The 14,872-nt window shown below is 31.8% G+C and carries 15 protein-coding genes; all 15 read left to right on the plus strand.

What is annotated here, in order from left to right; all coding sequences use genetic code 11:
- The first annotated feature begins 6 nt into the window (after window positions 1–6).
- The 15 genes from amt (at window position 7) to Q0762_RS08925 (ending at window position 14,811) form a co-directional block, all read left to right on the plus strand.
- Window positions 7–1,233: an ammonium transporter gene (gene amt, locus Q0762_RS08855; protein WP_298766105.1), complete on the plus strand. Its 1,227-nt coding sequence runs from the start codon at window positions 7–9 to the stop codon at window positions 1,231–1,233.
- Window positions 1,234–1,448: 215 nt separating this feature from the next.
- Window positions 1,449–5,960 (plus strand): glutamate synthase large subunit, encoded by a 4,512-nt coding sequence (gene gltB, locus Q0762_RS08860; RefSeq protein ID WP_298766106.1) that lies wholly within the window; start codon window positions 1,449–1,451, stop codon window positions 5,958–5,960.
- 4 nt (window positions 5,961–5,964) lie between these two features.
- Window positions 5,965–7,428, plus strand: a complete 1,464-nt coding sequence (locus tag Q0762_RS08865) for a glutamate synthase subunit beta (RefSeq protein ID WP_298766107.1) — start codon at window positions 5,965–5,967, stop codon at window positions 7,426–7,428.
- A 244-nt stretch (window positions 7,429–7,672) separates the two neighbouring features.
- On the plus strand, window positions 7,673–8,146 hold the full coding sequence (locus tag Q0762_RS08870) for a helix-turn-helix domain-containing protein (protein ID WP_298766109.1): 474 nt from the start codon (window positions 7,673–7,675) through the stop codon (window positions 8,144–8,146).
- A complete protein-coding gene (locus Q0762_RS08875; RefSeq protein ID WP_298766133.1) occupies window positions 8,077–8,931 on the plus strand; it encodes an IS3 family transposase in 855 nt (284 codons plus the stop codon). Before Q0762_RS08870 ends, Q0762_RS08875 begins: the two co-directional genes overlap by 70 nt.
- Before the next feature lie 204 nt (window positions 8,932–9,135).
- Window positions 9,136–9,585, plus strand: a complete 450-nt coding sequence (locus Q0762_RS08880; RefSeq protein ID WP_298766111.1) for a hypothetical protein — start codon at window positions 9,136–9,138, stop codon at window positions 9,583–9,585.
- Window positions 9,586–9,598: 13 nt separating this feature from the next.
- Window positions 9,599–10,573, plus strand: coding sequence for an SPFH domain-containing protein (locus Q0762_RS08885; RefSeq protein ID WP_298766113.1), 975 nt, complete (start codon window positions 9,599–9,601; stop codon window positions 10,571–10,573).
- Window positions 10,573–10,935, plus strand: a complete 363-nt coding sequence (locus Q0762_RS08890) for a hypothetical protein (protein ID WP_298766115.1) — start codon at window positions 10,573–10,575, stop codon at window positions 10,933–10,935. The genes Q0762_RS08885 and Q0762_RS08890 overlap by 1 nt, the downstream gene beginning before the upstream one ends.
- The gene (locus Q0762_RS08895; RefSeq protein WP_298766116.1) at window positions 10,925–11,113 is read left to right on the plus strand and encodes a tetratricopeptide repeat protein; all 189 of its coding nucleotides are present in this window, start codon (window positions 10,925–10,927) and stop codon (window positions 11,111–11,113) included. Before Q0762_RS08890 ends, Q0762_RS08895 begins: the two co-directional genes overlap by 11 nt.
- A gap of 254 nt (window positions 11,114–11,367) precedes the next feature.
- Window positions 11,368–12,540, plus strand: a complete 1,173-nt coding sequence (locus tag Q0762_RS08900; protein ID WP_298766118.1) for a tetratricopeptide repeat protein — start codon at window positions 11,368–11,370, stop codon at window positions 12,538–12,540.
- Window positions 12,541–12,599: 59 nt separating this feature from the next.
- The gene (locus Q0762_RS08905) at window positions 12,600–12,803 is read left to right on the plus strand and encodes a hypothetical protein (protein WP_298766120.1); all 204 of its coding nucleotides are present in this window, start codon (window positions 12,600–12,602) and stop codon (window positions 12,801–12,803) included.
- Entirely contained in the window at window positions 12,800–13,087 is a 288-nt protein-coding gene (locus Q0762_RS08910) for a hypothetical protein (protein WP_298766122.1), read from the plus strand. The genes Q0762_RS08905 and Q0762_RS08910 overlap by 4 nt, the downstream gene beginning before the upstream one ends.
- A gap of 441 nt (window positions 13,088–13,528) precedes the next feature.
- A complete protein-coding gene (locus tag Q0762_RS08915; protein WP_298766124.1) occupies window positions 13,529–13,780 on the plus strand; it encodes a hypothetical protein in 252 nt (83 codons plus the stop codon).
- Between the two features lie 70 nt (window positions 13,781–13,850).
- A complete protein-coding gene (locus tag Q0762_RS08920) occupies window positions 13,851–14,309 on the plus strand; it encodes a hypothetical protein (RefSeq protein WP_298766126.1) in 459 nt (152 codons plus the stop codon).
- Between the two features lie 265 nt (window positions 14,310–14,574).
- On the plus strand, window positions 14,575–14,811 hold the full coding sequence (locus tag Q0762_RS08925) for a helix-turn-helix domain-containing protein (protein ID WP_298766127.1): 237 nt from the start codon (window positions 14,575–14,577) through the stop codon (window positions 14,809–14,811).
- Window positions 14,812–14,872: the final 61 nt, after the last annotated feature.

A 14,872-nucleotide genomic window follows, 5' to 3' on the forward strand; every position in this document is an offset into this window, starting at 1 on the left:
AATATTATGGAATTACTTACAACAAACAATGTATGGATGATGATCTGTACAGCACTTGTTTTCTTTATGCATACTGGCTTTGCATTCCTAGAAATTGGTTTAACAAGACAAAAAAACACAATCAATATTTTATTCAAAAATATTTTCATTATTACAGTTGGCTTATTACTCTATTATATTGGAGGTTTTAATTTAATGTATCCTGGCTTTGCAGAAGGTTCTGCAGGTATAATAGATTTTCCAGGTTTTGGTATTGCCGCGCCAGAAAATGGAATGACTCCAGAATATGCAAATGGTGGTTACACTTGGTGGACAGACTTCTTGTTTCAAGGAATGTTTGCAGCAACTGCAGCAACAATTGTATCTGGTGCAGTAGCAGAACGTATGAAAATAGGACCATTTATGCTTTTTACAGTAATCTACGTTGGCTTAATATACCCAATTGCAGGTTCTTGGAAATGGGGTGGTGGTTTCTTAGACCAAATGGGATTCTATGATTTTGCAGGTTCTACCTTAGTACATTCTGTTGGTGGTTGGGCGGCATTAGTAGCTGTTTGGTTATTAGGTGCAAGAATTGGAAAATTTAAAAATGGTAAACCGCAAGCAATTCCTGGACATAACATACCATTAGCAACTGCTGGTGTTTTAATACTTTGGTTAGGTTGGTTTGGTTTTAATGGAGGTTCAGTCTTATCTGCAGACCCAGAATTAACTTCTTTAACATTAGTTACAACATGTTTAGCTGCTGCTGCAGGTGGTGTTGTTGCTGCTTTTGTATCATTCATCAAATACAAAAACCTAGACTTAACAATGTTTCTTAACGGAATCTTAGGTGGTTTAGTAGGAATTACTGCTGGTGCAGATGTTATGACGCCAGAAAGCGCAATTATTATTGGTGCCATAGCTGGTGCTTTAATTGTATTTGCTGTTGCTTTTGTAGATGCTATAAAGTTAGATGATCCAGTTGGTGCTATTGCAGTGCATTTAATTTGTGGTATTTGGGGAACATTAGCAGTTGGGATTTTCTCTACAAATCCAGAACATACATTCTTAATTCAATTAACAGGTGTAGGTTGTTACGCAGCTTTCTGTATCGTTTCTTCATTCTTAATAATCTTTACATTAAAGAAAACTGTAGGAATTAGAGTTAGTGAAAAAGAAGAATTAGAAGGTCTAGATGCCCATGAACATGGTATGGATGCTTATTCAGACTTTCGTTTAAACGAGGACTAAACCTTAAAAAAAATCAAATATTTTACCTGCAAATTTTAAAAATTTGCAGGTTTTCCTGTTAATTATCATTTTCACAAAAAAAAAAGCTTTAATTATAATAATTAAAGCTTTTTTACTAAATTTTTGTTTTCATCGTAAAAATTATATTAAAAACACTCAAGCGTTAATTTTTTCACAATAAAACTTATAAATTAGCAGATATAATTGAATAGAATATGGAGAAACAAGGATTATACTTACCAGAGTTTGAACATGAAAATTGCGGCGCAGGATTTATCTGTAATTTAAATGGAGAAAAAACAAATCAAATTATACACGATGCCCTAGAAATACTAGTTAAACTAGAACATAGAGGTGGTGTTAGTTCCGACGGAAAAACTGGAGATGGAGCTGGTTTATTAATAGATATTCCACACGAATATTTTACAAGGGTTTGCGATTTTGAATTACCAAAACAGAGAGAATATGCTGTTGGTATGGCTTTTTTACCCAAAGTTTCTAATCAATATAATTTTTGTAAAACTACTTTTGAAGAGGAAGTTAAAAAACAAGATTTATCTATTTTAGGATGGAGAAAAGTACCTGTAGACTCTACCCAATTAGGTGCAATTGCCTTAGCATCAGAGCCTAATATAGAGCAACTTTTTGTTGCTAAAAATAGTGATATTGACGAGGCAACTTTTAAAGCGAAGTTATATGCTGCACGTAAAATAACAGAACATAAAATAGAAAACTCTAAAATTTCTGAAAATAAATATTTTTATGTTTCAAGTTTATCTATAACAACCATTATCTATAAAGGTATTATTATGCCAGAAGATATTGGTCCTTATTATAAAGACTTACAAGAAATAGATTTGGTTACACGTTTAGCACTTGTACACCAACGTTTTTCTACGAATACAATGCCAACTTGGGAACTTGCACAACCGTTTAGACATATGTGTCAAAATGGAGAAATAAACACGTTACGTGGTAATGTGAGTAGAATGCGTGTGAGAGAAGAAATCATGAAAAGTGATGTTTTTGGACCTCAAATAGACGAATTATTCCCTATTATTCTTCCAGGTAAATCAGATTCTGCATCTATGGATATGGTTGTAGAATTATTAACACACACAGGTCGTTCATTACCAGAAATTATGATGATGATGATTCCTGAAGCTTGGGAAAAGCATGCTACAATGTCTCCAGAACGTAAAGCATTTTACGAATATAATGGTTGTATAATGGAACCTTGGGATGGACCAGCTTCTGTACCTTTTACAGATGGTGATTATATTGGTGCACTTTTAGATAGAAACGGGTTAAGACCTTCAAGATATACTGTTACCAAAAGTGGTAAACTAATTATGTCATCAGAAATTGGTGTGGTAGATGTAGCTCCTTCAGATGTTGAAAAACACGGTAGATTAGAACCAGGAAAAATGTTCTTGGTAGATATGAATGAAGGTAGGATTATTGAAGATGAAGAAATTAAAAATAAAATTGTTTCAGAAAGACCATATCAAGAATGGTTAAACCAGTCTCGCCTACATTTAAAAGATGTGCCTTATACTGGTGAAACTTGCCCTATAGAAACTATTGATATTAAAACACGCCAACGTTTATTCAATTACACTTTTGAAGATATTCAAGAAGTAATTACACCAATGGCGCAAGTTGGTAAAGAGGCTTTAGGTTCTATGGGAATAGATACACCTTTGGCCGTATTATCAGACAGACCTCAATTAATTTCTAATTATTTTAAGCAATTATTTGCGCAAGTAACTAACCCTCCTTTAGATGGTATTCGTGAAGAAATTGTAACAGATATAAGTTTAAACTTAGGAAAAGATAGAAATATCTTTAGCATTACAGAAAGACAATGTAGAAAACTAAGAATACAAAATCCGGTAATTTCTAATGCAGATTTAGAGAAAATTAGAAATATAAACATAGAAAGTTTTAAAGCAGAAACCATTCAGATTCTTTATCCTAAAGCACAAGGTTTAAATGGTTTAGAAGACGCTTTAGATAATATTGTATTACAAGTAGAAAAAGCAATAGAAAATAAAAGTAACATCATTATTTTGTCAGATAGAGGTGTAAACCAAGAATTTGCCCCAATACCTGCTTTATTAGCTTGTTCTTTTGTAAACCATCAATTAAATAGATTAAGAAAACGTTCTTACTTTGATATTATTATTGAATCAGCAGAACCAAGAGAACCACATCATTTTGCTACCTTATTTGGTTATGGCGCCAGCGCGATAAACCCATATATGGTAAATGAAATTATTAGAATGCAGGTTAAGGAGGGCTTCATTACAGACATGGATGAACAGAAGGCTGTAGATAATTTCAACAAAGCTATTGGTAAAGGTTTATTAAAAGTAATGAATAAAATAGGAATCTCTACTTTACATTCTTACAGAGGTTCTCAAATCTTCGAAATTGTTGGTTTCAATTCACAATTCGTAGAAAAATATTTCCCTTATACTGCTTCTAGAATAGAAGGTATTGGTTTATATGAAATTGAAAAAGAAATTTCAAATAGATACAAGCAGGCATATCCAGACAATCAAATCGATAAAAATTTAGGTTTAAATATTGGTGGTGATTATAGATGGAGAAGAAACGGAGAACGTCATTTATTTAACCCAACTACTGTTTCTAAATTACAACAAGCTGTGCGTTTAAGCGATCAGGCAAGTTATGACATTTATGCAAAAACAATAAATGAACAGTCAGAGAACTTAATGACGATTCGTGGTTTATTCCAGTTTGATAATTTAGACCCTATTCCTTTAGAAGAGGTAGAACCTTGGACAGAAATTGTAAAACGTTTTAAAACAGGTGCAATGTCTTATGGATCTATTTCAAGAGAAGCCCATGAAAATTTAGCAATTGCCATGAATAGAATTGGTGGTAAATCTAATTCTGGTGAAGGTGGTGAAGATAGAAAACGTTTTCAAAAAGATATTAATGGAGATAGCAGAAATTCGGCAATTAAACAGGTGGCATCTGGTAGATTTGGTGTAACATCTCACTATCTAACAAACGCAAGAGAAATACAAATTAAAATGGCACAAGGTGCTAAACCTGGTGAAGGTGGACAGTTACCTGGTTATAAAGTTTTACCTTGGATTGCAGATGCAAGAAATTCGACACCTTTTGTAGGTTTAATTTCTCCGCCTCCTCATCACGATATTTATTCAATTGAAGATTTAGCACAACTAATCTACGATTTAAAAAATGCAAACCGTGAAGCAAGAATAAATGTAAAATTAGTATCAGAAGTTGGTGTAGGTACAATTGCAGCAGGTGTTGCAAAAGCAAAAGCAGATGTGGTATTAATATCTGGTTATGATGGTGGTACAGGTGCTTCTCCCCTAACCTCCTTAAAACATGCAGGTTTACCTTGGGAACTTGGTTTATCTGAAGCACAACAAACACTTGTTTTAAATAATTTAAGAAGTAGAATTGTTGTAGAGTGTGATGGCCAATTAAAAACAGGTAGAGATGTTGCTATTGCTGCGTTATTAGGTGCAGAAGAATTTGGCTTTGCTACAGCTCCTTTAGTTGCATCTGGCTGTATAATGATGCGTAAATGTCATTTAAATACATGTCCAGTAGGTATAGCAACTCAAGATAAAGAATTACGTAAAAACTTTAAAGGAACACCAGAACACGTAATTAATTTCTTCTATTACATTGCAGAGGAATTAAGAAAAATTATGGCACAACTTGGGTTTAGAACTTTATCAGAAATGGTTGGGCAAACGCATAAAATCAATGCAAATAAAGCAATAAAGCACTATAAAGCAAAAGGTTTAGATTTAAGTAGTATTTTACATAGACCAGCCGCTTACAGTGAAATGCCAGTAAAAAACACAGAAAAACAAGATCATAATATAGATGAAGTATTAGATTTTACAATACTTAAAGATTCACATAGAGCTTTATATCGAAAAGAAAAAATGACTTTAAATTACCCAATTAAAAATACAGACAGAACTGTAGGTGCAATTGTTAGTAATGAAATTTCAAAAATATATGGTCATTTAGGTTTACCAGAAGATACTTTAAATATTAACTTCACAGGTTCTGCAGGACAAAGTTTTGGTGCATTTGCTGCGTACGGATTAACATTTATATTAGAAGGAAACACAAACGATTATTTAGGTAAAGGTTTATCTGGAGCAAAACTAATTGTAAAAAAGCCAAAAAGTGCAGACTTTTTAGCAGAAAACAACATCATAGTTGGTAACGTATGTATGTTTGGTGCTGTAAACGGTCAAGCCTTTATTAACGGGATTGCAGGGGAACGTTTTGCAGTAAGAAACTCAGGTGCAACAGCAGTTGTAGAAGGAGTTGGAGATCACTGTTGCGAATATATGACAGGTGGTAAAGTTATTGTTCTAGGTAAAACAGGACGTAATTTTGCTGCAGGTATGAGTGGTGGAATTGCTTACGTATATGATCCAGAAAATAAATTTGTAAATGGTCTTTGTAATACAGAAACTATAGAATTCGAAGAAATCTCTAACTTAGATGCCTTAGATTTAAAAACAACTTTAGAAAAACATGTGTTGTACACAGATAGTAAAAAAGGTACAGATTTATTAGCAGACTGGGATAATAGTTTACAAAACTTTGTAAAAGTTATGCCAACAGAGTACAAAAAAGCCTTAGAGCGCTTAGAAACAGAAGAACCAATGGTAGAAGAATTAACAACAGCATAATGTCATGGGAAAAGTAACAGGATTTAAAGAATTTGAAAGACAAGATGAAACCTACACTTCTGTAAAAGATCGTGTAAAAAATTATAAGGAATTTACGGTTCCACTTTCTGAAAAAGAAATAAAAAAACAAGGATCTAGATGTATGGATTGTGGTATTCCTTTCTGTCATAGTGGTTGTCCATTAGGAAACCTTATTCCAGATTTCAACCATATGGTACATCAAGGTGAATGGAAAAAAGCTTCGTGGATCTTGCATTCTACGAATAATTTTCCAGAATTTACAGGACGTCTGTGTCCTGCTCCTTGTGAACAAGCCTGCGTATTGGGTATAATTGAAGATCCAGTTTCTATTGAAAATATAGAAAAAAACATAGTAGAACGTGCTTTTAAAGAAGGATGGATTAAACCACAATTACCAAAATCTAGAACAGGAAAATCAGTAGCTGTAATTGGTTCTGGTCCTGCTGGTTTAGCTGCTGCCCAGCAACTAAACAGAGCCGGCCACTTGGTAACTGTTTTTGAAAGAGATGATGAAGTTGGTGGTTTATTAAGATATGGTATTCCTAATTTTAAAATGGAAAAAGGAATTATAGATAGACGTGTAGCTATATTAGAAGCAGAAGGTATTGTATTTAAAACCAATGTAAATGTTGGTGTTAATTATGATGTTGCAGACTTAAAAGCATTCGATGCCATAGTTTTATGTGGTGGAGCAACTGAAAGACGTAGTCTTCCAACCCCTGGCATAGATGCTGATGGTGTTGTGCAAGCTATGGATTTTTTAACACAACAAACCAAAGCACTTTTTGGGAAAGAAGTTAAAGATCAAATTATGGCTACAGATAAAAATGTAATTGTAATTGGTGGTGGAGATACAGGTTCTGATTGTATTGGTACTTCAAATAGACACGGAGCGACCTCTGTAGTTAATTTTGAAATCATGCCAAAACCTCCAGGAGAACGTTCACCAACAACTCCATGGCCTTTTTGGCCATTAAAATTAAAAACTTCATCTTCTCATAAAGAAGGTGCACAACGTAATTGGCTAATTAATACGAAAGAATTTGTTAAAGATGATAACAATAAACTAATCGCACTAAAAACGGTAAATGTAGAATGGAAAATGGTTCCTGGTCAAAGACCAGAGTTAATTGAAGTACCAGGAACAGAAAAAACTTGGCCATGTGATTTAGCATTATTGGCACTAGGTTTTACCGGTCCAGAGAGCACCTTAGCAGAAAAATTAGGTATTAAAACAGATGCACGATCTAATTATAAGGCAGACTATGGAAAGTATCAAACCAATGTAAATAACATTTTTACGGCGGGAGATATGCGTAGAGGACAATCATTAATCGTTTGGGCTATTTCAGAAGGAAGAGAAGCTGCAAGACAGGTTGATCTTTTCCTAATGGGAAAATCTGAATTACCATCTAAAGATGTAACTGGAGATTTAGTAGCAATGTAGATATACTCCTAAATCAAATAAGTTTAATTTTAAAAAAATTTAACTCAAATAAAACTCATCTTCTTTTATGTCGATGAGTTTTTTTTATTTATCAAAAAAACAATCTTATTTTTTTTAAATTTATTTATAAACTTGCTATCATTTTAATAAAAATAATACTTACAACTGCGTCATATAAAACATAGCTCGTTGTACTTTCCCGAAATAGGTTGACTAAAAATTAAACACTTAATTGTAGTCACTTATGAAAACACAAAAAGAACCCTGGCGAAAAAAAAGCTACCAAAAAGCAACTTTAGATTTAAAATTATTCGTCGTTGACCAAATTCAAAATGGTCAGATTTCTGTAAACTTCGCATTCAAAAAATATGATGTTCCTAGAACAACAATTAATTATTGGATTAAAAAATATAGTACTTTAGTACAACAAAATACTGGTATGAGTAAAAACGATGAGATTAAAAAGCTTAAGGAAAAAATAGAAGAACTTGAGTTTCAAAAAGACTTTCAGCAAGACATTATTGCTGATATGGAAATCATTACAGGAGTGGATATGTCAAAAAAGTCATTGCCCAAAACATTAGCAAAAGAGATAGAGCTAAAGAAGAAAAACCGTTTAAAACAAAGTGGTTCTATGGATGTTTTGGGATTAGTAAACAAGCCTTTTACAAAAGACTTAAAAGCCAACAAAAACAACAAATCAATCAACAAAAAATAGTTGCTTTGGTTTTAAATTATAGAAAGTCTGTGGGAATGAGAACTGGTGGAATAAAGCTGTACAGCGAACTAAAACAAGACTTTATAGCCAATGATATTAAAATTGGTAGAGACAAGTTTTACAGCGTTTTAAGAATGCATAATCTTCTTGTTCCAAAATTAAAAAACTATATAACAACAACCGATTCTAAACATCAGTTTAGAAAATATAAAAACCTAATTAAAGATAAAATTCCCACTAGACCAGAGCAATTATGGGTTAGCGATATTACATACATTAAAACTCAAAATGGACACAACTATTTAGCCATCGTGACAGATGCCTATTCTAAACAAATTATGGGCTATAAATTGGCAAACCATATGAGAACCTCACTTTGCACAGAAGCACTTGCTATGGCTATTAAAAATAGAAAATATCCTAATAAAGCATTGATACATCATTCTGATAGAGGTTTTCAATATTGTAATCCTAAATATACTCAGTTTGCCGAGAAAAATGGAATTACAATGAGTATGACTGAACAATATGACCCTTATGAGAATGAGAATGCAATTGCAGAACGTAATAATAGAACATTAAAATATGAATACGGCTTAAGGAAAAACTTAAAAAATACAGATATAGCTGAAAAAACAGCAATACAAGCTGTATATATTTATAATTACCTAAGAGCACATTGTAGTCTGGATTTAAGAAAACCAAGCGAAGTACATCAAAATCCAAATATCAAATACAAGTCATATCGAAAAAATAAACTAAATTTGACTGAACTTGATATTTAAGCAAGAAATTAGTTCAAAGTATTTTTTGGCTTCTAAAAGCTAGAAAAATACTTTGAACGATATAAAAACAAAAAAAAGGTCAACCTATATCAGTATAATACAAAAACGAAAATGACAGCAATAAAAGAAATAAAGCCAAACGCACAAAGCAAAGAGTGCTAAGCACACATTGCTTTTTTGCCAACGCCTACTTAACTGATAAATATGAATAGAAAAACAAACATATTTGACAAAATCGGAACATTGATACCTGGTTATAAAGGGTATCAAGAAAGAGATAGCAGACGAGAATGTGACAGACAATTAAGAGAACAAATTGCTGATAAACTTTCTGAAACAGAAAAAACGATAAATTCATTAGTTGAGGTTTCAGAACTAACGGAATTATCTGAAATTGAAAAAGCAAGAAAGAAAATCAATAATCTGAAAGATTTAATAAGGTATTCACCTTATGGTGCTTCTGCTTTCTTTTCAGATTCTGTTATTAAAAATGATGAACTTGAAAACATCTACCAAATGGATTTAGATATTTTTGATGCTACAGAAAATTTACAAGAAGGACTAAAAGCTAACGATTTGGAGAATATTAAACAACATATTCAATCACTTGAAAATTCAATAAACAAAAGAAACCAGTATTTAAAAGATTTGTAAGATGGCTAAACTGATGGAAATAATAGAATTCCTTGACAACACAGGAGACACTATGGTACAAAGAGTACCTGAAGATAGTAGTGGTGAATTTAAAATGGGTGCTCAACTCATTGTTAGAGAAAGTCAAAAAGCAGTTTTTTTCAGAGATGGAAAATCTTTAGATGTTTTTAGTACTGGTAGACATGTTTTGAAGACTCAAAACATACCAGTTTTAACAAAACTGATTACATCATTAGGTTATGGAAAAGATTCCCCTTTCAAATCTGAAGTTTATTTCCTTAACATGAAATTGTTCCGAAACTTAAAATGGGGAACAAAAGAGCCAATTTTGTTTAGAGACTCTGAATTGAAAATGATACGGTTAAGAAGCTATGGAGCATTTTCAATTACAATAAAAGAACCATCGTTATTTCTAAATAAAGTTGTTGGTACACAAGGACTTTTTCGAGATTCGGATATCTCAGACTACCTAAAATCAATCATCCTTCAAAAACTTCACGTAATACTTGGACAACATGTAAAAACGGTATTCGACTTACCGCAACATTTTGACAATCTTTCTGTGTTGGTTAAAAATAGTTTAAATCTTGATTTTGAAGGATTGGGCTTAGAACTACATGATTTCTTAATCAATTCTGTTTCTGTTCCTCCAGAAGTTCAAAAAATGATTGACACTCGTTCGGGAATGTCTGCTGTTGGCAATATGGATGATTTTATGAAATTCCAAATGGGGCAATCTATGGAAAAAGCAGCAGAAAATCCGACAGGAAGTGCGGGAGAAGGAATGGGACTTGGTGCAGGTATGGGAATGGGGTTTATGATTCCACAAATGATGAATCAAACCATGCAACAGCAAAATAATCAACCATCAAAGCCAGAAGAAGACTCTTTTGCGAAATTGAAAAAATTGAAAGAACTACTTGATATGGGAGCCATTAACCAAGATGAGTTTAATGAAACTAAGAAACGAATTTTAAATAACTTATAATGAGTAAAACAACAAGTTTAATTATCGGAATCCTGTTAGCAGTGATAAGTTGTGGAATATTAATTTACGCTTTTGAAACTGACCGTTCATTTGCTCAAATAATTATTACTTTTGGCATATTATTTCTACCTATTGCTTTTATTTCATCCATAGATGGTAAAATAGCTGTATTCCTCTTAAGTTCTATTTTAATTGTAGGTGGTTATATCTGTTACAAACAAGCATGGTACGACACAGGATTTGGAGTTGCTCTTGCTTTATTTTTAGGTGGAGCAACATATATTTTGAAAGTTTCTAAAGCTGAAACCTTTTCGGCATCTGATTATAAACAAGAACAAAAAAACAAACGAAATGCACGATAAAGAAATACAGTATTTTACAGAAGGACTTAATCTTGCTAAAGATGAGTTTTATCTTGATTCAATCAACAAATTCAAAATGTTAATTGACGAATATCCTCAAAGCGATTTAGCTGATGATGTATTATATAATGTTGGACTTTGCTACTTTAAAATGAAACAATTCGAACAAGCAATTTAAACATTTAATCAGGTTATTACCAATTACCCTGATGCAACAATCTCTGCATTAGACAACGGAAATGAATTTGGTCTGACAGCGGCAAAGTGTTTATTAGGAATCTTCAATTGCTATTTTATTAATGGTAAAACTGAAGATGCGAAAAAAATCATAGAAGAATTAAAATCTTATGACAACAATTCTTATTTAAGAATAAATGATGAAAAAAGGTCATTTAAAGAAATAGCTATAAATACATTAAAAATTAGAAAAATATGAGTGAAGCATTACAATGCTCTTCCTGTGGAGGGGCAAACCAATTACCTGCTGGAAAAAGCTCAATGTTTTGTGCATTCTGCGGGAATGCAATTGAGAAAAAAGTTGAAACAAATGGGAACATTCCAAAACCAGAGGATAATCCTCAAATTAAGAATTTTCTTGAATTGGCAGGAAATGCTAAGGAATCTGGAAATTATGAGGAAGCTATCAACTATTATAATAAAGCAATTGAATTTGACATTAAACTTCCTGAAGCTTGGTTTGGCAAGGGGTATTGTTCGGGTTGGTCTGGTAATCTAAGGATAATTAAAATTAGTGAAATGGTGAGGAATTTTAAAAAAGCTCTCGATTACACTATAGAAAAAGAAGAAATGAAAAAAAGAATTGCGCAATCAATAGATGGTTGTGCTTTTGCAGTATATAATCTTTCATATAATCATACAGTTGAATTTGCTACGGTTGATGGCACATATCAAGAACACCTACATCGCTCAATTGATGTTTTGGATGCATTAGAGTATGCACATTCATTAGACACAACTTCAAAACACATTTTAGATTCCTTAGTACAAATTTCTGAAAATTTATTAACCCCAATAAGGTTTAAAGATTATGATGATAATTATGGATCTCTTAAAATGGATGGCCGTTCCCAAGAAAAGGTAAACACAATTCGATTAAAGTATTCTTCGATACTGGCTAAATCAGACAAAAATTATGCGGCTTCAGTTTCAAAGAAAGCTGGCACGGGAAATACATTAAGAATAATAGGTGCAGTATGTGTCATTATAGCATTTATCTTGTTTAAATCTGATGTAATTTTTATAAGTATCTTATTAGGAATTGGTGGAATTGCCTCATTCTATTATGGTAATAATATGGTTCAAAACTATAAAGGAATATCAGATAATGTAAAGTATTCTGATCCTAAGTTAAAAAATGATGGAGTATTACTCACTAGAGACTCAAAGCTCATTGAAAATAAAACAATGTTAAAGTCAATTGAAGCATTTTCTGGCTGGGGTGGTGCCGCTGAAAATTTAGGTATCAAAAACGCTGAAAAAAAACTAGTAAAAAAGGCTAAAGAAGTTGGAGGTAGTGCAGTATTAATTATTAGAAAAACAGAACCAATGGGTGGAGTAAAATTATTTGGTAAAGTTTACAAATAGACTTTACAATCTATAAAACATTTAGTATAATTATCACGAATGAATTAAAAACTGAAATTATGAATGAAATAAGAAAATTTATAGAAGAATCACTTGAGGTAATTAAAAAAAGAGCTTTTGAAAATCAAATTCAAGGTGGTTTCTTCTCGGGACTTTGTGAAATGCTAATAGCCCTTGAACAAATAGCACAAGAATATCTAAAACAAGATGACTCTCTTTTGAAAGAAATAACAGATTTAAAAAAAATACTTTGTAAAACATGAGTAGCATTAAATATCAAAATTCAATTAGAAAAAAGAGAGATGAATTCTTAATCGGTATTGTAAATCAATTCATACAATCAGATGAAAACCAAACTATTTTTGACTGCTATGATTATGCGAAAATAATTGCTGAAACAACAATTCAAAGTTTCATTGATAATTTGACAGAAGAAGAAAGAACATTAGTAGTAATCAATACCAAAGCTTGGTTCCTACCAATAGAGTCAATAAGAACATTTGTTGTTTTTCTCTCTAATAATGAAATCACTTTAAACCAAATTTAATTATGAAAAATGAACCAAAGAAAATTAAATGCCCTGACTTTAGTGGAACTGGAAAAAGAGTCAATGAAATATGTAAAAAATGCAATGGTACTGGGAAGGTAAATTTACTGCTTGATTAAACCGCAAGCACATTTGCAATTCACACGAGCCAACGCTTAACCATAATTGCAAAAGAGCTTGCTACTTTTAAAATAAGAAGATTAAGTCCTGAAAATAAAACACGAAAGCACAACAATGTCTAAAAAACATATGGGTTTTGGCGATAAATTAGAAGTTCATAGCTTCGATTAAAAACCGCCAAACCAAAATTTTGATAACGCAAAAAGAAAAATAATTATAAAAATATTTGGCTTGGCTAAAAAGTAAACTGAAAGGGCAGAGCTTCAAACTCCCCTACGTTTCTTAGCCGGGTCGTTGTGCTTCATTTCCAAAACCACTAATATGTATGAAAACAAAATCATTACTGTTAAGCTTATCAAATCAAATATTGCATACTTAATATCAATACTTGAAATAACTGAAGAGTATTTTAATGACAAAAAAAATCCATTATTGAAAAATTCAATTGCATTAATTGATGGCGCAATAAATGAGTATTTAAAAGAACAAACAACTGAAAATTTAAACTGGGTTGAAGAAAGCTTAAGAACAATACTCAAACACTATCCGGATATGATAATCAAAACTAATTAGGAAAACATAAGTAATGATGCAAATAGATTATTTAACGAACTAGATAACTTACTAGGAAAATTATGATTTAATGAGTTTTGAATTAATAATAAGAGGAGATGAATGGGGAGTACAATTGGATGTTAAAAAATTCCCTTTATTCTGTCATTCTTGCAGAAACTACCTTAACGAAATATATGAACATACTGGTTCAAGATACGGACAAGTTGATTCTCTAAAATATGATTGTGGAGAAAGCTTGAGTTTAACTGATAGTGATAATATTGTCGAATATATTAACATTCATTGTAGAAAATTAAAAGCCGTTTTGGATTTTAAGGACTTATTCAAAATGCATAAAGTCAATTTTGATAAACTGAAAAATGAGTATGAGTACGACATTTATGAAAAACATTTAAATAAAAGAATTGAACTAGATAATTTAATAGTAGATATTGAAAAAAATAATGGTAAAATAATATCGCCAATCGATACCGAATTCCCAGCAACAGTCGGAATACAAAAATGGATGAGTTTAATGGAAAAATAACCAAAGGCACAACAAGATATAAAAAACATAGGGCGGTTTAGGCTTACTGAAAGGTCTGTGTTTATTTACAAGGTCGCCAAATATAAAATTTGGCATTTACTATTGAGAAGTTAAATACAAAATATTTATATTTAGCTTGTGATTAATCGGAGTGTATTGTGTCTCAATCCCTACGATTTTCTATACTAAACGTTGGTGTTCATTTATCACTTGTACTTTCCTGAAATAGGTTGACTAAAAATTAAACACTTAATTATAGTCACTTATGAAAACACAAAAAGAACCCTGGCGAAAAAAAAGTTACCAAAAAGCAACTTATGATTTAAAATTATTCGTCGTTGACCAAATTCAAAATGATCAGATTTCTGTAAACTTTGCATCAAAAAAATATGATGTCCCAAGAACAACAATTAGTTATTGGATTAAAAAATATAGTACTTTAGTACAACAAAATACTGGTATGAGTAAAACGATGAGATTAAAAAACTTAAGGAAAAAATAGAAGAACTTGAGTTTCAAAAAGACTTTCAGCAAGACATTATTGCTGATATGGAAATCATTAC

Origin of the sequence: uncultured Polaribacter sp. (assembly GCF_947495205.1) — a bacterium.
In the GTDB taxonomy this organism is placed as follows: domain Bacteria; phylum Bacteroidota; class Bacteroidia; order Flavobacteriales; family Flavobacteriaceae; genus Polaribacter.

Excerpts from the sequence above, each read along its gene's own strand:
- Q0762_RS08890 (WP_298766115.1), top strand. The coding sequence starts at position 10,573 with ATGAGTAAAACAACAAGTTTAATTATCGGAATCCTGTTAGCAGTGATA.
- Q0762_RS08865 (WP_298766107.1), top strand. The coding sequence starts at position 5,965 with ATGGGAAAAGTAACAGGATTTAAAGAATTTGAAAGACAAGATGAAACC.
- amt (WP_298766105.1), top strand. The coding sequence starts at position 7 with ATGGAATTACTTACAACAAACAATGTATGGATGATGATCTGTACAGCA.
- Q0762_RS08910 (WP_298766122.1), top strand. The coding sequence starts at position 12,800 with ATGAGTAGCATTAAATATCAAAATTCAATTAGAAAAAAGAGAGATGAA.
- Q0762_RS08880 (WP_298766111.1), top strand. The coding sequence starts at position 9,136 with ATGAATAGAAAAACAAACATATTTGACAAAATCGGAACATTGATACCT.
- Q0762_RS08885 (WP_298766113.1), top strand. The coding sequence starts at position 9,599 with ATGGAAATAATAGAATTCCTTGACAACACAGGAGACACTATGGTACAA.
- Q0762_RS08920 (WP_298766126.1), top strand. The coding sequence starts at position 13,851 with ATGAGTTTTGAATTAATAATAAGAGGAGATGAATGGGGAGTACAATTG.
- Q0762_RS08870 (WP_298766109.1), top strand. The coding sequence starts at position 7,673 with ATGAAAACACAAAAAGAACCCTGGCGAAAAAAAAGCTACCAAAAAGCA.
- gltB (WP_298766106.1), top strand. The coding sequence starts at position 1,449 with ATGGAGAAACAAGGATTATACTTACCAGAGTTTGAACATGAAAATTGC.
- Q0762_RS08895 (WP_298766116.1), top strand. The coding sequence starts at position 10,925 with ATGCACGATAAAGAAATACAGTATTTTACAGAAGGACTTAATCTTGCT.
- Q0762_RS08925 (WP_298766127.1), top strand. The coding sequence starts at position 14,575 with ATGAAAACACAAAAAGAACCCTGGCGAAAAAAAAGTTACCAAAAAGCA.
- Q0762_RS08915 (WP_298766124.1), top strand. The coding sequence starts at position 13,529 with ATGTATGAAAACAAAATCATTACTGTTAAGCTTATCAAATCAAATATT.
- Q0762_RS08900 (WP_298766118.1), top strand. The coding sequence starts at position 11,368 with ATGAGTGAAGCATTACAATGCTCTTCCTGTGGAGGGGCAAACCAATTA.
- Q0762_RS08905 (WP_298766120.1), top strand. The coding sequence starts at position 12,600 with ATGAATGAAATAAGAAAATTTATAGAAGAATCACTTGAGGTAATTAAA.